This is a genomic window from Grimontia sp. THUN1695 (genome assembly GCF_059704325.2).
In genome coordinates this window covers 651,235-669,043 of record NZ_AP046577.1, presented here as the reverse complement: position 1 = coordinate 669,043, position 17,809 = coordinate 651,235, and the positions used below count along the sequence as shown (strand labels likewise).

At 50.8% G+C, this 17,809-nt stretch carries 17 protein-coding genes; 8 read left to right on the top strand and 9 right to left on the bottom strand.

The window, feature by feature from the left end; all coding sequences use genetic code 11:
- From AC6IB1_RS06615 to AC6IB1_RS06605, 3 genes are all read left to right on the top strand, one after another.
- Positions 1–915 (top strand): histone deacetylase family protein, encoded by a 915-nt coding sequence (locus tag AC6IB1_RS06615; protein ID WP_497568336.1) that lies wholly within the window; start codon positions 1–3, stop codon positions 913–915.
- 2 nt (positions 916–917) lie between these two features.
- Positions 918–1,079: a pleiotropic regulatory protein RsmS gene (gene rsmS / locus AC6IB1_RS06610; protein WP_497568335.1), complete on the top strand. Its 162-nt coding sequence runs from the start codon at positions 918–920 to the stop codon at positions 1,077–1,079.
- Between the two features lie 458 nt (positions 1,080–1,537).
- Complete coding sequence (locus AC6IB1_RS06605) at positions 1,538–2,956, top strand: alanine/glycine:cation symporter family protein (RefSeq protein WP_497568334.1); 1,419 nt, start codon at positions 1,538–1,540, stop codon at positions 2,954–2,956.
- A gap of 80 nt (positions 2,957–3,036) precedes the next feature.
- On the opposite strand, the gene AC6IB1_RS06600 is transcribed toward AC6IB1_RS06605, so the two are convergent.
- Positions 3,037–3,279 (bottom strand): TIGR02647 family protein, encoded by a 243-nt coding sequence (locus AC6IB1_RS06600; protein WP_005506402.1) that lies wholly within the window; start codon positions 3,277–3,279, stop codon positions 3,037–3,039.
- Positions 3,280–3,593: 314 nt separating this feature from the next.
- Complete coding sequence (locus tag AC6IB1_RS06595; protein ID WP_497568333.1) at positions 3,594–4,481, bottom strand: Tim44 domain-containing protein; 888 nt, start codon at positions 4,479–4,481, stop codon at positions 3,594–3,596.
- A gap of 269 nt (positions 4,482–4,750) precedes the next feature.
- Here AC6IB1_RS06595 and AC6IB1_RS06590 point away from each other — a divergent pair, with 269 nt between their 5' ends.
- From AC6IB1_RS06590 to AC6IB1_RS06580, 3 genes are all read left to right on the top strand, one after another.
- Complete coding sequence (locus AC6IB1_RS06590) at positions 4,751–5,146, top strand: NINE protein (protein ID WP_497568332.1); 396 nt, start codon at positions 4,751–4,753, stop codon at positions 5,144–5,146.
- A 121-nt stretch (positions 5,147–5,267) separates the two neighbouring features.
- On the top strand, positions 5,268–5,867 hold the full coding sequence (locus AC6IB1_RS06585) for a TetR/AcrR family transcriptional regulator (protein ID WP_497568331.1): 600 nt from the start codon (positions 5,268–5,270) through the stop codon (positions 5,865–5,867).
- 21 nt (positions 5,868–5,888) lie between these two features.
- On the top strand, positions 5,889–7,754 hold the full coding sequence (locus tag AC6IB1_RS06580; RefSeq protein WP_497568330.1) for an MFS transporter: 1,866 nt from the start codon (positions 5,889–5,891) through the stop codon (positions 7,752–7,754).
- Between the two features lie 10 nt (positions 7,755–7,764).
- Here AC6IB1_RS06580 and menE read toward each other — a convergent pair whose 3' ends face one another.
- Genes menE through AC6IB1_RS06550 form a run of 6 tightly spaced genes read right to left on the bottom strand, consistent with a single transcriptional unit; the run spans position 7,765 to position 14,790 of the window.
- Complete coding sequence (menE, locus tag AC6IB1_RS06575; RefSeq protein ID WP_497568329.1) at positions 7,765–9,117, bottom strand: o-succinylbenzoate--CoA ligase; 1,353 nt, start codon at positions 9,115–9,117, stop codon at positions 7,765–7,767.
- Complete coding sequence (menC, locus tag AC6IB1_RS06570) at positions 9,099–10,079, bottom strand: o-succinylbenzoate synthase (protein ID WP_497568328.1); 981 nt, start codon at positions 10,077–10,079, stop codon at positions 9,099–9,101. The genes menE and menC overlap by 19 nt, the downstream gene beginning before the upstream one ends.
- An 11-nt stretch (positions 10,080–10,090) precedes the next feature.
- Positions 10,091–10,957, bottom strand: coding sequence for a 1,4-dihydroxy-2-naphthoyl-CoA synthase (menB, locus tag AC6IB1_RS06565; RefSeq protein ID WP_497568327.1), 867 nt, complete (start codon positions 10,955–10,957; stop codon positions 10,091–10,093).
- A gap of 23 nt (positions 10,958–10,980) precedes the next feature.
- The gene (gene menH, locus AC6IB1_RS06560) at positions 10,981–11,775 is read right to left on the bottom strand and encodes a 2-succinyl-6-hydroxy-2,4-cyclohexadiene-1-carboxylate synthase (RefSeq protein ID WP_497568326.1); all 795 of its coding nucleotides are present in this window, start codon (positions 11,773–11,775) and stop codon (positions 10,981–10,983) included.
- The gene (gene menD / locus AC6IB1_RS06555; protein WP_497568325.1) at positions 11,759–13,477 is read right to left on the bottom strand and encodes a 2-succinyl-5-enolpyruvyl-6-hydroxy-3-cyclohexene-1-carboxylic-acid synthase; all 1,719 of its coding nucleotides are present in this window, start codon (positions 13,475–13,477) and stop codon (positions 11,759–11,761) included. Before menD ends, menH begins: the two co-directional genes overlap by 17 nt.
- The gene (locus AC6IB1_RS06550) at positions 13,474–14,790 is read right to left on the bottom strand and encodes an isochorismate synthase (protein WP_497568324.1); all 1,317 of its coding nucleotides are present in this window, start codon (positions 14,788–14,790) and stop codon (positions 13,474–13,476) included. Before AC6IB1_RS06550 ends, menD begins: the two co-directional genes overlap by 4 nt.
- 386 nt (positions 14,791–15,176) lie before the next feature.
- Here AC6IB1_RS06550 and AC6IB1_RS06545 point away from each other — a divergent pair, with 386 nt between their 5' ends.
- Entirely contained in the window at positions 15,177–16,391 is a 1,215-nt protein-coding gene (locus AC6IB1_RS06545; protein ID WP_497569096.1) for a pyridoxal phosphate-dependent aminotransferase, read from the top strand.
- A 137-nt stretch (positions 16,392–16,528) separates the two neighbouring features.
- On the opposite strand, the gene rrtA is transcribed toward AC6IB1_RS06545, so the two are convergent.
- Positions 16,529–17,092: a rhombosortase gene (gene rrtA / locus AC6IB1_RS06540; RefSeq protein ID WP_497568323.1), complete on the bottom strand. Its 564-nt coding sequence runs from the start codon at positions 17,090–17,092 to the stop codon at positions 16,529–16,531.
- A gap of 47 nt (positions 17,093–17,139) precedes the next feature.
- On the opposite strand from rrtA, the gene AC6IB1_RS06535 reads away from it, so the two are divergent.
- On the top strand, positions 17,140–17,793 hold the full coding sequence (locus tag AC6IB1_RS06535) for a DTW domain-containing protein (protein ID WP_497568322.1): 654 nt from the start codon (positions 17,140–17,142) through the stop codon (positions 17,791–17,793).
- Positions 17,794–17,809 lie beyond the last annotated feature (16 nt).

Below are 17,809 nucleotides of genomic sequence, written 5' to 3'. Positions count from 1 at the left end.
ATGTTACCCGTGATCTACCACCCAATTTACTCCGACTTCCCCTTGCCGAAAGGCCACCGTTATCCGCTTCAAAAGTACCGATTGCTGCGTGACTATCTTGATGCCCATACCTTCCCTGTGACTGAATACTGCCCTCGCCCAATCAACAGCGAGGTGCTCAAACAAATCCATGATGCCAAATACGTCGAGGACTTGGTCAAAGGCACATTGCCGTTAGTCAAAATGCGCCGGATTGGCTTTCCCTGGAGCGAAGCACTTATCCAACGCAGCCTGACATCTCTCGGTGGCACAACACTGGTGGTGGACAAAGCCATTGAGCATGGCGTTGCTATTCATTTAACCGGCGGTTACCACCACGCCCATTATGATTTTGGCAGTGGGTTTTGTCTCTTTAACGATCTTGTTCTCGCTGCGAGCCACGCGCTGACCCATGAAGGTATCGACAAAGTACTGATTGTCGATTGTGATGTGCACCACGGCGATGGTACCGCAACCCTAGCTGCTGGGCGCAGTGATATCGTAACGTTCTCTGTTCACTGCGAGAAAAACTTCCCATCACGAAAGCCGGCATCTGACATCGATTTGCCGTTACCCGTGGGAACAACATCAGACACCTATTTATCGACGTTTATCCCCTGTCTTACCCTTGCCCTGGCACAATATCAGCCCGATCTGGTGATCTATGATGCCGGTGTCGATATTCACCAAGACGACGAGCTGGGCTACATGAACGTTTGCCAACAAGGAATCGCGGAAAGGGATGCAGCTGTGATGAAGGCATGTCAAAAGCATAATATCCCCGTTGCGGCCGTGATCGGTGGTGGATATCGCACAGAACAAGAGACACTGGTGCCCCTTCACGCCGAGCTTATCCGCGCTGCACTGAATAGTTATTTTCCAATGAGGAGCCCATAAAAATGAGCAACACTGGCTTAGAAAATGCCCCGGATGACATCAAATTAGCCGTTGATTTGATTTATTTACTGGAAAGTAACGGGATTGATCCGAAAACAGCACTTAAAGCGATAGATATTGTCAAATCTGATTTAGAGCGAAAGCTTGAACAAACAGATAATTAACGCTTTGAATAATTGAATATTTACCCAAGGCACCCGGTATCCAACCTCGACAACAATTGTTAATTATCATGGTTGTTTGTGTTGAAAAAGAAGCCTTTTATTAAACTAAACGCCTAAATTTTAATCTTTTATTGAAATTTACAGATGCCACACGACCAAAATTAGAGTATTATCCCGCCGTTTTAATTTGTCTTTTTCGTAGAAAGAAGACAAAAGCGGTCAGATCTTACTCAAATGAATTTGTAGGTTTCGTAACAGAAGTACAAATCCGCTGACCGAAGATCTCTGCATGGATACGTCGCCAGGGCAAGCTGTTTGCCTAGAGCAGAGAGCGGAAAGAAGGTTTCAGATCCCCTGTCTCCTCCTTGTCACTCGACTGCCACTTTATACCCAAGCAACTTGAAGATGCTCGAATTCAGGTTGTTTGGGTATACATTTGACGACATTAGAGTTTGTATATGACGGAACTAAAAGAACTATTCGTTTCCTTTATTGATGCCGGGAATGGCTTACTGTGGGGAAGTGTACTCATTTACCTTTTGATCGGCGCAGGTCTTTATTTCACTTTCCGCACCGGTTTTCTCCAATTCCGCGCATTTGGGCACATGTTTGAGCTTATCAAAGGCAGCCGTGAAGGCGCTGATGGCGGGATCTCTTCTTTTCAGGCATTCAGCACCAGTCTCGCCGCCCGCGTCGGAACGGGCAACATGGCAGGTGTGGCTGTTGCTATCTACCTGGGCGGACCAGGCGCAGTGTTCTGGATGTGGGTAACCGCACTGGTCGGTATGTCTACCAGCTTTGTCGAATCTACCCTTGCTCAAGCATACAAAGTTAATCACAAAGATAATACCTTCCGCGGTGGTCCAGCGTATTACATTGAAAAAGGCCTGGGCCAACGCTGGCTGGGTATCACATTTGCTATCTGTTTAATCATTGCCTTTGGCCTGGCTTTTAACGGTGTTCAGTCAAACTCCATTGCTGCGGCGATGAACACAGCGTTTGGCGCCGATCATACCTGGGTGGGTATTATCCTCGCGCTGGCAACCGCTCCCATCATCTTTGGTGGTATGCGTTCTGTTGCCCGCGTCGCAGAACTTATCGTTCCCTTTATGGCAATCGGTTACCTGCTCGTCGCCCTTTACGTGATCTTCATGAACATTACTCTTCTTCCGGACGTCTTCCGTGCAATCATCACCAGCGCTCTGGGGATCGAACAAGCCGCAGGCGGTGCCATCGGTGCGGCGATGATGCAAGGTATCAAACGAGGGTTATTCTCGAACGAAGCCGGTATGGGTTCTGCACCAAATGCGGCGGCTACTGCCACAACGCGTCCGAACCACCCGGTGGCCCAAGGCTATGTTCAGATGCTTGGCGTATTCATTGATACCATCGTGATCTGTACTGCGACCGCTTCTATCATCCTGCTGTCCGGTATGCTGGATACCAATAGTGATCTAACGGGCATTGCTCTGACCCAGGCGGCGCTGGTTGAAGAAGTGGGTGCATGGGGTGCTGGCTTTGTTGCTATCGCTATCCTGCTGTTTGCATTTACGTCTTTGATTGCAAACTACTCTTACGGTGAATCAAACATCGAGTACATTTTCAAGAGTAAATCTGTTGTCAATATCTACCGTGTAGCAGTGCTGGCGATGGTTGTCATTGGTGCAGTTGTTGATCTGCCAACAGTGTGGGCATTTGCAGATTTGTCGATGGGTATGATGGCGATCATCAACCTGGTGGCCATTCTGGCACTGTCTGGTATCGTATTTGCGCTGTTGAAAGATTATGAGGCCCAACGCAAAGCGGGCAAAAAGCCAACTTTCGACCGCACTAAATTCCCGAAGCTGGACAAACAAATCGACAAAGACGTTTGGTAATACCTTCGGTGATTGCCGACATAAAACACAACCTATCAAAAGGGAGCCACTGGGCTCCCTTGCTTTTTCTTCCGTTTGGTTTATTCAGGTATCGACTTTAATATCCGCAACGCTTCTTTCGCGTGCTCAACGGCATCGCGCCCAATTGAGGTTAAATAGCCACCGTCTTGTGCTGTGATCAGCTTTTTTTCATAGAGACGCTCTGTGGCGGCTACAAGACCAGGATCTGCATCACTGTGAACTTTGATGCCCATGAGATCGGAAGAAAGAGAAAATTTTACCAGGACGTTCATTTCGTCAACCAGTTCAGAGGTAAATGGCATAGCGCCTCCAACATTTATCCGTGTTTCGTTATTCCCGAATATAGTTGGTCGTGACACAGAGAAATTGTGCCGAGATCAAGAACTCTCCGATAAGATCACCCCACGCGGATGATAAAGTACAGAACTTTGAATCACGCCACATCATGGGCGTTGTGTTGTTTCCCCAGTGCGCTCCTGAAATAGTGGTCAACAACGTAACCGCGATTTGCCAAAGAAGCGAATAGCCATCCTTCTTGTAACGACTCACCACTGCTGAAAAAAAAGAGCAGTCATCAAGACTGCTCTTTTCGGAGGAGGGGGACAACGCCGCCGCTTTAGGCTTGGATACCGACAATCAACCAAGGGGCGTTTGGCAACGTCATGTCACGCTCCAAGTGCCAGATATCGGTAATATCCTCTTCAATACCTTCATGGCGATCACAGTAACGGCCACTGAACTGAAGGCTCAATTGTGCACGTTTACCATCATAATCAGCACGCACAATTTCCGCATCCACATACATCACTTCTGTATGCTGTTCACCGTCCAGTTTGCGGCGTTCTTCGGCCAGATCGTTATAAAGCTCAGGCGTCACATATTCCTGAATGGTTTCCAGTTCATTGTGGTTCCATGCGCCTTGCAATGTGCGGTAATGCTCACGCGCACCATTAACAAATGCCGACATGTCAAAATTTGGCGGGAGGTTGAACGGTACATCATTATTCACCGCGCCAAAACCACCGGTTGAAGAGGTCGCAGAAGACTCACGGAATTGTGGTTGCTCATGATAATAACCTTTCTTCTGTGGGGACGGGTTACCCGCATAAGCTTGCTGGTGCGGTCGGTTAATCGAACCATTCTTTGCCGCCATCAAGCTCTTGAAGATCTTAAACAACACAAAAGCGATCAGCGCGATGATGAGAAAGTCCATGACCTGGAAGCCTTCAAATGCACCGCCAAACATCGCAGCAATCAAACCACCTGCCAGCAGGCCACCGAGCAAACCGCCCATTAACCCTTTCTTCGATGACGATTTTGCTGCTGAAGCAGGATCGCTTTGCTTATTGATCGAATTGGTATTGGTCGGCTGGGATTTTGGTGCAGGCGCCGTCTTATAGCTCTTACCAAAAGACTTACCACCACCAAATTTTTTCGCTTCTGCATGTGGTGCCGAAACCACCATCACAAACATCAGCGCAAACAGAGTAAAAAAGCGTTTCATTGCAAACCTTTTGTTTCAATGTTAGAGAACGCAACAAGCGTAACGTATCCTCATGCTATGCCAGCAGGAGCGAAAGTCAAACCTTGATGCACATGAAAAATGTTACCAATCGTTTAAATGTTTTTAATGGATTGACAGGCATCCCCAACCGGTATTTCTCCTTTGGGCGACTTTTCACGTAAAATACAACAAATCTTAAAGGAGATAGCGTTCGTCAATGAATCATTGCGTTACCATTTCTTATCCCCTAAAAAATGAAGGTTAGTGCTATGAACGATACACACAGTAAAGTCGTTGGATACATTTTGTGGATTTTTGGCTTTCTTGGTGCACACCGTTTTTATTACGGCAAGCCCGTCACTGGCACTATCTGGTTTTTTACCCTGGGATTGTTGGGCATTGGCTGGCTGATTGATCTGTTCCTGATCCCATCCATGGATCGTGAAGCCGATCTCCGCTTCCACAGTGGGCAATGCGACTTTTCTGTCGCCTGGATTTTGCTGACGTTTCTCGGCATATTCGGTATTCACAGAATGTACATGGGCAAATGGCTGACTGGTATTCTGTATCTGTTTACCGGCGGTTTTTTCCTGATCGGTGTTATTTATGATTTCTGGACATTGAACGACCAAGTGTCAGTCAAAAACGCAGAAATCTTCAGCTAATCAACTCCTTGTCAGCCTCTCAGTTATTGGCTTTTCGTCAAACTGAGAGGCGCGTAACTTGCCCTTTGCTGACCCCACTTCTAGAATATCGAACATTGTTCACTATTTGCAGCAAGATGTAATGGCCCGCAGGAACGACCACAGTCGCGAAGAGTTGGTAGAAATGACTCTTCGTTGTGTTGAAGAGCACTTAGACACTCAGCCCTACCATAATCTGAGTTTGCGAAAAATTGCCGCTCAGATTGGTTATGTGCCCAGCACGTTGGTCAATGTGTTTGGTAGTTACAACATCTTACTGCTTCATGTCGTGGCAAGGACACTGGATGATCTTCGCTCGCAGGCTGCGCAGAAACTGACAGAAGTGACCAATAGCAAACAGGCATTATTCACCCTCGCCCATTTATATCTGGAATTTGCATCAAACAATCCGTATCGCTGGCAACTGGTTTTTGAACACAGTATGCAAGGTGACAAACTGCCAGATTGGCAAAATAACCGTATCCAGAACATGACGGGAATACTTGAAAGCCTGCTTAAACAGCTGTCCCCTTCGAAAACCAATGAGCAAGTGATCGAGGCAAGCCGCGTGCTGTGGGCAGGTGTACATGGTATTACCCTGCTGGCTGTAGACGACAAGTTCTTTACTTCTGTCCCTGTCAATGGTGCAGAGCTCATTGATAACCTGCTGACAGGCTACCTCAAAAGCTGGACAGACGCGTGACCCAATGTCAGGAGGGAAAGGATGACAACCCAGACAGGGCTTTTAAAACAGCGACGGTTTTTGCCCTACTTCATCACCCAGGCCTTGGGTGCATTTAACGACAACGTTTATAAAAATGTGCTGCTGATCCTGGTTGCCTTTACCGGTCCTGGCGTCATTGGTGTCAGTACGGATCTCTTTATCAATCTGGCAGCCGGACTTTTCATTCTTCCCTTTTTCCTTTTTTCCGCGTTTGCCGGTGAACTCGCCGATAAGTTTGAAAAATCCCTCTTTATCCGCGGCGTAAAACTGCTAGAAATCGGCATCATGAGCCTGGCGGCTATCGCGTTTATCGTTGAAAGCTATCTGGCCTTACTGGTTTTATTGTTTTTGATGGGTACCCAGTCTGCATTCTTTGGGCCAGTCAAATATGCCCTGCTGCCACAAACCCTGAAACCCCAGGAACTGGTCTCCGGCAATGCCTTGGTCGAAACCGGCACTTTTCTGGCTATTTTACTCGGCACTATCGTTGCAGGAGTGATTGCCCATCAGGAAGACGCAAGGAATATTGCGGCCATTGCTGTGGTGCTGTTTTCGGTGTTGGGTTATCTCAGTGCGCGTCGCATTCCAGACGTTGCAGCTGGCAATCCGTCACTGAAAATCAGCTTTTCGCCGATCCGACAAATGAAAACCACCCTTGGCATCGCGCACAAGGATAACGTGGTATTGCAGTCTATTCTGGGGATAAGCTGGTTCTGGTTTTTGGGCGCAAGCTACCTGACACAGTTTCCCAACTACGCCAAGCTTTTCCTTGGCGGCAGCGAAGCGACCGTCTCCTTCCTGCTGACCCTGTTTTCTGTCGGTATTGCGGTAGGTTCCCTGCTGTGCGACAAACTGTCCGGCCACCGTATTGAGCCCGGTATTGTGCCTATTGGTGCGCTGGGCCTGACTCTTTTCGGTGCCCATCTGATGTTTTCTACGCCGCCAGTCCCCTCCACCGCCACGACGTTTTTAGGGTTTGTCGCTGATCCCTCCCTCTGGTGGGTATTTGCCGATTTGCTGTTGATTGGTGTTTTCGGGGGGATCTTCATCGTTCCTCTCTATGCCATGATGCAGGCCCGGGCGAAAGAGAGTGAACGCTCACAAGTCATTGCAGCCAACAACATCTACAACGCCCTTTTTATGGTGGCCAGTGCCATCCTTGCCATGGTGTTGCTGGGTGTGGCCGGGCTCTCTATTCCGCAATTTTTCCTGGCACTGGCTCTGCTCAACCTCGTGGTCACCTTCTATGTCGGCAAACAGGTGCCCTTGTTCGCGCTTCGCTTTGTTATCTGGTTTTTAAGCCACAGTTTTTACCGCGTGACCCACCGAAATCTCCACCATATTCCTGAAAAAGGCGGGGCATTGTTAGTGTGCAATCACGTCAGCTATGTCGATGCCCTGATATTGGCTGGCGCCTGTCCGCGCCCGATCCGTTTCGTCATGGATGAAGACTACTATCACCTGCCAATATTGCACTATTTTTTCCGGGCCAGCCGCGTTATCCCCATTAAGCTGACCAGCACTTCTATCCGCAACGCTCTGAAAGAAGTGAAAAAGCAGCTGGATGACGGCGAGGTGGTCTGCATTTTTCCTGAAGGCCAGTTGACCCCAGACGGTGAAATGCAGCCCTTTAAGCGCGGGGTGAATTGTATTTTGAAACAATCTCCAGTGCCGGTTATACCGCTTGCACTCCGGGGACTGTGGGGCAGCTACTTCAGCCGCGAAGGTGGCCGGGCACTGCTTAAGTTTCCGCGCCGGTTCTGGTCAAAAGTGGAAGTGGTCGCGGGTACAGCGGTAGCCCCGGAACAGGCACGTTGCGAACGGCTGTTTAATGATGTGAAAGCACTGCGCGGTGATGTTTGTTAGCGTTCATTCATTAGGCTCTGTTGACCTTTAGCGACTGGTTTGACAGCCATTCTGCCAATGCTTTTCGCGACAGCTTTATGCCCACCTCCCCGAAACCGTCCGGTAATGCCAGCACGTTTTTCGGCACCTGATGGGGCGGAAGAAGGACTCTGGCTTTTTGCAAAAACGCCTGCTCATCGACCTTGCCCTGAATAATTGCTACCGGCACACTGCCCCATTTCGGATCGGCCTGTGGCAGGATAAAAACCTGTTCGACGCCTTCAAAAGATGACAACACCCTTTCAATCGATTCAGGCTGCACATTCTCGCCGCCACAAATAAACATATTGTCCAACCGTCCCAGAATGCGCAGCTCGCCATCCTGCCACTCGCCCCTGTCTTTGGTGGCAAACCAGCGGTCAGCGAGAGGATGAAGCTGCCCCTTGATAAAATAACCTGGCGACAGTGTCTTTCCGCCAACCAACACTTCACCATCAGTCGATAATCTGAGCTCACGGTTAGGCAAGGTTTTACCGACAGAAAAACGCCCATCTGCCCGTTTTGCGGTGATGGTAGACGCCATTTCTGTCATGCCATAGCCACACCAGCAGCGAATCCCCTTTTGCTCGGCTTCATCCACCAGCGGTTGCGGGATCACCGCTCCACCCAGCAACACCGAATGCAAGGACCGTGGTCTTTCCACCCTTAGCAATCGTTGCAACTGGGTCGGCACCAGAGACGCATGCGTCGCCCCATCCAAAGAAGCCAGCAAGGCATCACCTTTGGTATCCGCAATCTTCAGGGTGGCCCCTTTACATAACCAACGCCAGATAATCGCGAGCCCGGAGACATGAAACAGCGGCAGGGAAAGTAACCAGCAATCATTGCCGCCAAACGGCATCAGTGAAAAAAGCCCATCAGCACTAGCCAAGTGATTCGACGCGGTATGTGTGACCGCTTTCGGCGTGCCGGTTGAACCGGAGGTCAATACCAGCGTAAGGAGACGGTCGGCATCAAAACAAATGCCGCTCGGAGTTTTTGATCTATCAAGGGCAACCGCCATCGGATCAATCACAGTCCGGATACCGGCATGGTCGAGGATTTGGTGGGTTAAACCATCGGGAAAAGCAGGATTGAGCAGTAACGTGCGCAGACCTTGCTGCCATGCAGACAGCATGACCAACAAGGTCTGATAGTCATTGCGTGCAATCAGGGCCACATAATCCCCTTTACTGGCCGGGAGCGATGGGACCGTCGTAATATCCTGATTCAGGCGCTGCCAGGTCAGCGCCTTTTTTCCAAGATACAGTGCGGTGTCCTGTGGCTTTAAAGACACCCAATGTTGCCAGGGCCAACCGGAAAAGGTCAGCACTGTGCCTGCCATACCACGTCACATGCTTTCAGTGTGGTCAGTGGCAGTTCACATCCCGGCCACGCGGTTTCCAACTGGGCCTTGAACAGGGAAATCGTGTCCAGCCCCGGCAGGGTATCCGGTGTCAGCCAGTTTGCGATGCGGGCGAGCTGATTGAGGCCAAAGCTGGATTCAATGCTTGAGCTTATCACCACCTCAAGCCCTTTCGCTTTTGCCTCATCTGCCAGTTTTTGCACGGTTTGCAGTGAGCCGACCAAGGTAGGTTTAATCACAATCGCCGAGACACCCTGCTGTTTTTTCACCTCAAAGCCATCCTCACGCACGGTTTCGTCCCAGGCAATGGCAATGCCGGTTTCTGCCGCAAAGTCGAGGCTTTGTTCTGGTGTCTGGCAAGGTTCTTCCAAAAACGCAATCCGCTTGCGGAAAGCCGGATTCACGTATTTGGCGAATTGTGCCGCTTTGGTTGGGGTCCACTGGCGGTTGGCATCAAGGCGCAGACGTAAGTCTGGGATCACTTCCAGAAACATGTTCGCCACCATACCATCACGGATAGGCTCATATAAACCCACCTTGATTTTCGCCACTTTTTCACCGGGCAGCGCAGCCAGCTTTTCCACCAGCTCATCGGGATCGCCGCTACACAATGGGGCCGACAGGTAGTTGCCTTCGCCGGGAATATCCTGGTTTAGCTCAGCTATCGCCACAGAAAGACCAAACGCCACGGATGGCGACAGGTTATTCCAGTCAATATCACGATCATTGAGCCAGTCAGCCAGACACACCTCCAGCTCTTTACCGGCCTGTTCAATAGATTCAGCACTGAACTCTGGCAAGGGCGCGACTTCACCACGCCCGATACGATCATCGACCCGAAGCTCAACAATAAAACCGTCCCGCAGTGCCAGACGGGTGTGACGCAAGATCACACCACTGTCCATCGGCAACGCATAACGGTAAAGCGTTGCTTGTTTCATACTGGCCCCTGTTATGGGTTACGCGGGAATTTATTAAAGTCTGGGCGGCGCTTTTCGTTAAACGCATTGCGCCCTTCCTGACCTTCTTCGGTCATGTAGAACAGCATGGTTGCGTTACCAGCAAGTTCCTGGAGACCTGCCTGACCGTCGCAGTCAGCATTCAGTGCCGCTTTCAGGCAACGAAGCGCCATTGGGCTGTGTTGCAACACTTCACGGCACCAGCGCACGGTTTCGCGTTCAAGCTCAGCATAAGGCACCACATGGTTCACCAAACCCATGTCGAGCGCTTCCTGCGCATCGTAGAAACGACACAGGAACCAGATCTCACGGGCTTTTTTCTGGCCGACAATGCGCGCCATGTAAGAGGCGCCCCAGCCACCGTCAAATGAACCGACTTTCGGACCGGTCTGACCAAACTGTGCGTTGTCTGCCGCAATCGTCAGGTCACACATCATGTGCAGTACGTGGCCGCCACCCACGGCATACCCGGCAACAGACGCAATCACCGGCTTCGGACAGGTGCGGATTTGGCGTTGGAAATCGAGTACATTCAGGTGATGGGTGCCATTTTCGTCGCGGTAACCGCCGTAGTCGCCACGGATTTTTTGGTCACCACCAGAACAAAACGCATGCTCACCCTGACCACGCAGCACAATGACACCAATTTTTTCATCGTAGCGCGCATCGGCCAGTGCTTTGATCATTTCTTTTACCGTTTTTGGACGAAACGCGTTACGCACTTCCGGGCGGTTGATCGTGATACGGGCGATACCATCGGCAGATTTTTCAAAAAGAATGTCTTCGTAGCCTTCAGAGCAATCCCGCCACTCTACCGGCGCATACAATTCCTGTTCGGTTAAACCTGTTGTTCTTGCCATAATCTTACCATTCAAATTATCAATTAAATCAAGCCGATCAGTTGTCTTACCAACTGGCAAAACAGCACAGGCTGCTCTGCATGAATATTGTGTCCGGCGTCTGGGACAATAGAGAAAGCCAGTCCAGACTGCTTCGCCAACGCCAGAAACTTCGCGTCTTTATCACCACAAAGATAATGCACGGGGATGCCACTCTTTCGCAATGGCGTCAGTAAACATGCTTGTTTGGACAACGATGTGGCACGCAGCATGCTTGCTACTTTTGTGCCGAGATTATCACTGCGTAACGTCACCAAACTTTGTCTTTGCGCAGGATTTAGTGAGGAAAAGACCGGTTGTTGATACCAAGCTTGAAGCACATCAACAATGGGCTCTTTTTCAAAGCGACGCGCCCACGCGTCGTCGTGGCGCCACCTCGCGGCCCTGTCGGCTTCCGGCAAGCCGGGGTGACCGTTTTCAATAATCAACCGCTGAAGGGGTGACGCTGTTCCCTTAAGAAGCATCGCATAATGAGCCGTCAAATACATCGCCACCCTCGCCCCTAGCGAGTAGCCCACCAGCGTAAAAGGCTGGTGTAATACCTGTTGAATCGTGTCCGCTATTTTTTCACAGGTATCATCAAAACCAGTGACGGCAACATCCCGGCTGCCGCCATGTCCGGGTAGATCGAGAGAAAGACAAAGGAAGTCTTCAGTGAGTGACTCTATGACCGGTTGCCAGTCACGGCAATCGCCCAACAAACCGTGCAGAAAAACAAGGGCGGGCTTTCCAATCTGCCCTTGCAACGAATAAGAAAGGGGATTAGAACAGCTTAGCATCAGCAATTTCGACAAATAAGGACTTAAGATCCTGACCACATTGTCCGGCAGGTACCTTGAGCTCAATCAAGGTGGTGCCTTCGCCCCGCTGCGCCTGCAGGCAGGCTTCGCGCGCACTGTCCAGTGTGTCCGGGCAGACATAGGACAACCCAAACATGGCGGCTGCATGACGGAATTCAACACCATGAGGCATACGATAGAACGTCTCTTTCTTCGCATCTGGCACTGGCAACATATCGAAAATGCCGCCCCCGTCATTGTTAATCACTACCAACGCCAACGGGTACGGATTTCGTGCCAGCAAAGCAAGACTGTTGAGATCATAAAGTGCAGACGTGTCCCCCACCAGCATCACCATGGAACGCTTGCGGCTTCTCTGCACACCGCAAGCCGTTGCGATTAAGCCGTCAATCCCTGATGCGCCGCGGTTGGTATAGACCGCGCAAGGTGGCAGGTTGCAACACATATCCAGCAAACGGACGGCCATACTGTTGCCAATAAACAGGTCACTCGTACCCTCCAGCCAGTTGGCAAAATCAGTTGCCAGCGCCAACTCTGAAAGTCTTGCTGTACCACTTTCCTTTTTCACCTGAAGGCGGTGAAAATAGGACGCACTGGCCGACAGCAGCGAGCTTGCCCAGTTGTTATTGGCTGACGTTAGTGTCCGCTCACACATCAAGGAGGCCACTGCTTCCGGTGATGCAATAAACCTTATCCCTTTGCGGTTGAAGGGATCCAACCGCCCGGGATGGTTTTCCACCAGCCAGTATTGCCCCTGAAATCCCTGGATAAACTGCCCCAAACGTTTGGACACTAACCGACTGCCAAACTGAACCACCAATTCTGCCTGCACCAGCACCACTTTACAGGCGGCGTTTTGCAGCCAGACATCGAACCCGGCATAACCAGACCCTTCACCAGCCTGCGGATCGCACAGCAAAGGCCAGCCCAGCTTCTCTGCCAGCCTGCCAATTGCACGGCGATCGGTCTGGGAGACTTTCCCCACCACCAACACACCTTTTTGATGCTGAAGGTGAGACCAGTCGGACAATGCTGGCGCAAAATCAGGTGTCGATGACGTAAAGCGCAGATAGGGTTCACTACCCAACAGCCAATCGCTGACCGGTGACAAATATTCATCCACACTTTCCATCTCACCATAGAGAGGCTCAGGAAAAGGACAGTTGATGTGATAGCTGCCACCCTGTTGGCTTTGCCGGTACAAGCCTTCACTGAGGGTGGAAAGCAGCCATGCCGGAGAAATTTTCGCTGTTGGTGAAGGCAGGTTGGTCGCCATATCTGCATGCTCACCGAAGATGCCCGGCTGACTGATAGCCTGGTTGGCACCACACTGGATAAGCTCAGGCGGCCTGTCAGCTGTCAGCAGCACCAGCTTTTCGCGTGTCAGGCGCGATTCGGCCACAGCGGGTAACAAGTTGGCGACTGCAGTACCTGACGTGACAATCACGGCCACCGGTTTGCCTGACGCCTTTGCCAAACCCAGCGCCAAAAAGCCCAGCCCCCGCTCGTCAAAATGAGTGTGCAGCTGGAGTTCAGGAAAAGCGCCGCGCAGCAGCTCCGCTTCCAGTGTCAGAGGCGTTGAGCGTGAGCCCGGCGCGATGCAGATATCCTCAACACCAGCTCGTTGCAGCGAATGCATAACCAGACGTGCCCAGATACGGTTTATTGTTGAGGGGGTCATCCTGCTTTTTTCTCCATCAGGTTATCCGGTGATGGGCCAAGCAGGTTTCTCAGTGTTGCCATTTTCCGGTCGAGCTCTTTCCACTCACTTTCCGCATCAGAGCCCGGCACAATACCGGCACCGGCAAACAGGTGTACTTTGTCCGCCACCACCAACGCGCTGCGGATAGCGACACAAAATTCGCTTTGTTCCTGGCTCAGGTATCCCACCGCTCCACTGTACCATCCACGCGCGAAAGGCTCATGTTTGACGATAAAATCCACCGCCATGTCCCTGGGTAACCCCGCGACAGCAGCTGTAGGTTGCAGCGTATCAAGCAAGGTGGAGGATGAAACGTTCTCCTCCAGCACACCTTCAATATCGCGTTTCAGGTGTTGCACATTACGAAGACGAACCAAACGGGGCGTCTGCTCTACATCGACCTTACCGCTATAAGGGGCTAAGCGTTGGGTGATGTCATCCACCACCAAGCGGTTTTCATAAATGTTTTTATTGTCGTTTAACAGCCAGGTGGCCAGGAACAAGTCTTCTTCCGCATCTTTTCCACGGCCGATGGTACCCGCCAGGGCTTCGGTATATAACTCACTGTTGTAGCGCCAAAAAAGCCTTTCCGGGGTCGAGCCGACAAAACAATGCTTTTCATCCAGCGCAAGCATGAAATGGAAATTGGAGACATTCAGATCACGCGACGCTTTTAACAGGCTTGCCGCGGGCAAGGGGCGGTCTAAATCCAGAATCGTTTTTCTCGCCAGTACCACTTTTTGCAGGCCTGTTGTTTCAATAGACTCCAGCGCCTCGTCAATCATGGTTGACCAATCACTGAATACTGGCTGATGCACCGTCGCCAGTACCTCACAGTCGGGTTTCCCGATGTGCTGGGCAGTACACGATAGCCGGGACAGGGCTGCTCGTACTTTTAACAAATCATCACCCAGGTTCACCCGAATTTCCCATGCGGTGCCACTTCGGGTCACTTCGATTTGAGGAAGGAAAAAGAAAGATTGCAGACAACGCTGGTTGCGCTCAGTGCGGCCATCAAACGAACGTCCACCCCAAACACGCTGACCTTTCGCCAATCCCGCCTCCGCTGAGGCGGGATCCGAAAAAGTTCTCACCTGCCCCAACGCCAGAACTTCTTCACTGATATCACGGGTTTGCCAATAAAACTTGGGAAACAGGGGTTGTGCATGAAGCCAGTCCATCGGATCGGTATGCTCCGGCCAACAGAATGGCTGAGCGATCTGTGGCGGCAGTGGCGACATTGTCGACAGGGATTCAACAAGCCTGGCGATAGCATGGCTTAAATCGGTCAAACTAACCTCTCTTTCACTCACAACCTGGAAGGTAAAGTCCGATTCCCTGGGCGACCTGTTAACTTGCACGGCGAGGCTGCGAAAATGTTCAACTCTGTGTTTGTCAGGTCATCCTGCGACGAACGGGCAAAACACCACCATATCGGTCATTTCCCCATCACATTTCGCTGTTATACGACAAACTCGAAAAATTTCCTGTTGGAAAGACATTCTACAACCTTATTGATTATGATGAAAATCGAATGTTCCAGAATAATATCTGGCACAAACCGGATTTAATTACTTATTTTTCTTCTTTTCATGATTTATTGCTATTCACTACTTATAAATGATTGTTCGTTAGTGTAATTTACTGCTATTGAGATATTTTTCGTTCAGGAATCATGATGAAAGAAATCGGGATGTCGACAAAGCTGGATAACGTCTGTTACGACATTCGTGGTCCAATAATGAAAGAGGCAAAGCGCCTCGAAGAAGAAGGCCATAAAATTCTCAAACTGAATATTGGCAACCCTGCCCCTTTTGGCTTCGACGCCCCGGATGAAATTCTGGTTGACGTGATCCGAAACCTGCCAACTTCCCAGGGGTACTGTGATTCTAAAGGGATCTACTCTGCACGTAAGGCGGTGGTTCAACACTACCAGAAACGCGGTATGCTGGAGCTGGATGTTGAGGACGTCTATCTGGGTAACGGTGTGTCTGAGTTGATTGTGATGGCGATGCAGGCACTGTTGAACAGCGGCGACGAGCTGCTGGTGCCTTCGCCGGACTATCCACTGTGGACCGCGGCTGTATCGCTCTCTGGTGGTAAACCCGTTCATTATCTGTGTGATGAAGCGTCAGACTGGTATCCAGATCTCGATGACATCAAGGCGAAAATCACCCCGAATACCAAGGGTATTGTTCTGATCAACCCGAATAACCCGACCGGTGCCGTTTACAGCCGTGATTTTCTGATGCAGATTGCTGAGATTGCGCGCCAGCATAATCTCATCATTTTTGCCGATGAAATCTACGACAAAATTCTGTATGACGGTGCACAGCATCATTCCATTGCCCCACTGGCGCCGGATGTGTTCTGCGTGACCTTCAGTGGTCTGTCGAAATCTTACCGTGTGTGCGGTTTCCGCTCAGGCTGGATGATTCTGTCAGGCCCGCGCCACTTAGCAAAAGGCTACATTTCTGGCCTGGATATGCTGGCCTCTATGCGTCTTTGCGCCAACGTGCCGATGCAGCATGCTATCCAAACTGCACTGGGCGGCTACCAGAGCATCAATGAACTGATTTTGCCAGGTGGCCGGTTGCTGGAACAGCGTGATAAAGCACATGAACTGTTGAACCAAATTCCGGGGATCAGTTGCGTGAAACCGAAAGGGGCACTGTACCTGTTCCCTAAAATAGACACCAAGAAATACAGCATTCACGACGATGAAAAGATGATGCTGGATTTCCTGCTGCAAGAAAAAGTATTGATGGTGCACGGCACCGGCTTTAACTGGCACAAGCCGGATCATTTCCGCATTGTCACGCTGCCACGGGTCGACGATCTGGAAGTGGCAATCGGCCGCTTTGAACGCTTCCTGTCGACGTATCGTCAGTAAGAGAAATAGGTACTGGGTACTGGGTACTGGGTACTGGGTACTGGGTACTGGGTACTGGGTACTGGGTACTGGGTACTGGGTACTGCAAAAGCTTGAGCTATATCGAAATAGTTTCAAGCTTTTTGCTTTTCCCAGGACTAGGTCCGCGCTTCGTTCTTCCCAGGATCTTCTTTCCAAATCAGCGCGAAAACCAACCCTACCAACGCTCCGGCCCAATGCGCCTGATACGCAACACTGGCACCAATCAAATGTGCTGTTATGGCATCACCACCGGAATAAGCGTCATAGCCAAGCTTGGCAAGCACAACCGTCAACAGCAGCCAGCCCAGCGGCACTTTATGCTGAATGTCCCGGAGAATGCCCCAGACAAACAGGCCATGCAGAACCCCAGAAAACCCGGCATACCTATCAAAGGGAGCAAAAAACATCACACCGCCAATCACAGCCATCATCACCCCGATCATTGGCATCAGGGAACGGCTTGCATAATATGGGCGGTGAATAAATACCAGGCCCACCAACCCTGCAAGGTTCATGGCTAGATGGATGACATTGGTGTGTGTCAGGTTTCCTGTTACGATGCGCCACCATTGTCCGGCTAGAATATCCGCACGGTCCCACACCATGAGTTGGTGCAGCGCGGGGATTTGGGCAAGAAGTAAGGTGATGGCGAGCACGCCAACAAACCTGAGTTGGGTCACTGCGAACTCCAGATGTTGAGATTGTTTGAGTATAAAGTACCGTGGTCATGAACCAGAAAGCCAGCCGATATTGTCCGCAGTGCGGAAAAGCACAAAAAGCCTGCATTTGCCCATTTATTCAACGGGTTGACTGCGATGTGCCGGTGATTATTCTCCAGCACCCGTCTGAGCTCCATCAAGCCATAGGCACCGCCCGGATCCTCTCCTTATCACTGCCTTGTTGCCAGCGCATTGTGGGAGAAGATTTCACCGATAACGACACACTCAACAGCTTGCTTAGCAGCGACACGGACTACGCCCTGCTTTATCCTGCCGAACATGCGCTGCCCATCAATACCTGGCAACCGCAGGAAAGCCGAAAGCGCGGGCTTATCTTGCTGGATGGCACCTGGCGAAAAGCTTTCAAAATCTACCAGCTCTCCAAAAACCTCCAGACACTGCCCTGTGTCAGCCTGAATGACATTCAAAAAGGGAACTATCGTATCCGCAAATCACCGAAAGACGGCGGACTTTCTACCGTGGAAGCCGGCTTTTACGCCCTGTCGGCACTCACCGGCAACAGACAGAAATACCAGCCGCTAATGACCGCATTCAATGAAATGATTGAGTTTCAGATTAAACAGATGCCGCCCGGTGTGTTTGAGCGGCATTATGGGGAAAAAGATAGGTCCTGGGTCCTGCAAGGCAGACTACGACGTTAAGCTTGCTCTTCCTAGG

Bases quoted from the DNA above. Each gene is read 5' to 3' on its own strand.
- AC6IB1_RS06615 (WP_497568336.1), top strand. From the start codon at position 1: ATGTTACCCGTGATCTACCACCCAATTTACTCCGACTTCCCCTTGCCG.
- rsmS (WP_497568335.1), top strand. From the start codon at position 918: ATGAGCAACACTGGCTTAGAAAATGCCCCGGATGACATCAAATTAGCC.
- AC6IB1_RS06605 (WP_497568334.1), top strand. From the start codon at position 1,538: ATGACGGAACTAAAAGAACTATTCGTTTCCTTTATTGATGCCGGGAAT.
- AC6IB1_RS06600 (WP_005506402.1), bottom strand. From the start codon at position 3,279: ATGCCATTTACCTCTGAACTGGTTGACGAAATGAACGTCCTGGTAAAA.
- AC6IB1_RS06595 (WP_497568333.1), bottom strand. From the start codon at position 4,481: ATGAAACGCTTTTTTACTCTGTTTGCGCTGATGTTTGTGATGGTGGTT.
- AC6IB1_RS06590 (WP_497568332.1), top strand. From the start codon at position 4,751: ATGAACGATACACACAGTAAAGTCGTTGGATACATTTTGTGGATTTTT.
- AC6IB1_RS06585 (WP_497568331.1), top strand. From the start codon at position 5,268: ATGGCCCGCAGGAACGACCACAGTCGCGAAGAGTTGGTAGAAATGACT.
- AC6IB1_RS06580 (WP_497568330.1), top strand. From the start codon at position 5,889: ATGACAACCCAGACAGGGCTTTTAAAACAGCGACGGTTTTTGCCCTAC.
- menE (WP_497568329.1), bottom strand. From the start codon at position 9,117: ATGGCAGGCACAGTGCTGACCTTTTCCGGTTGGCCCTGGCAACATTGG.
- menC (WP_497568328.1), bottom strand. From the start codon at position 10,079: ATGAAACAAGCAACGCTTTACCGTTATGCGTTGCCGATGGACAGTGGT.
- menB (WP_497568327.1), bottom strand. From the start codon at position 10,957: ATGGCAAGAACAACAGGTTTAACCGAACAGGAATTGTATGCGCCGGTA.
- menH (WP_497568326.1), bottom strand. From the start codon at position 11,775: ATGCTAAGCTGTTCTAATCCCCTTTCTTATTCGTTGCAAGGGCAGATT.
- menD (WP_497568325.1), bottom strand. From the start codon at position 13,477: ATGACCCCCTCAACAATAAACCGTATCTGGGCACGTCTGGTTATGCAT.
- AC6IB1_RS06545 (WP_497569096.1), top strand. From the start codon at position 15,177: ATGAAAGAAATCGGGATGTCGACAAAGCTGGATAACGTCTGTTACGAC.
- AC6IB1_RS06535 (WP_497568322.1), top strand. From the start codon at position 17,140: ATGAACCAGAAAGCCAGCCGATATTGTCCGCAGTGCGGAAAAGCACAA.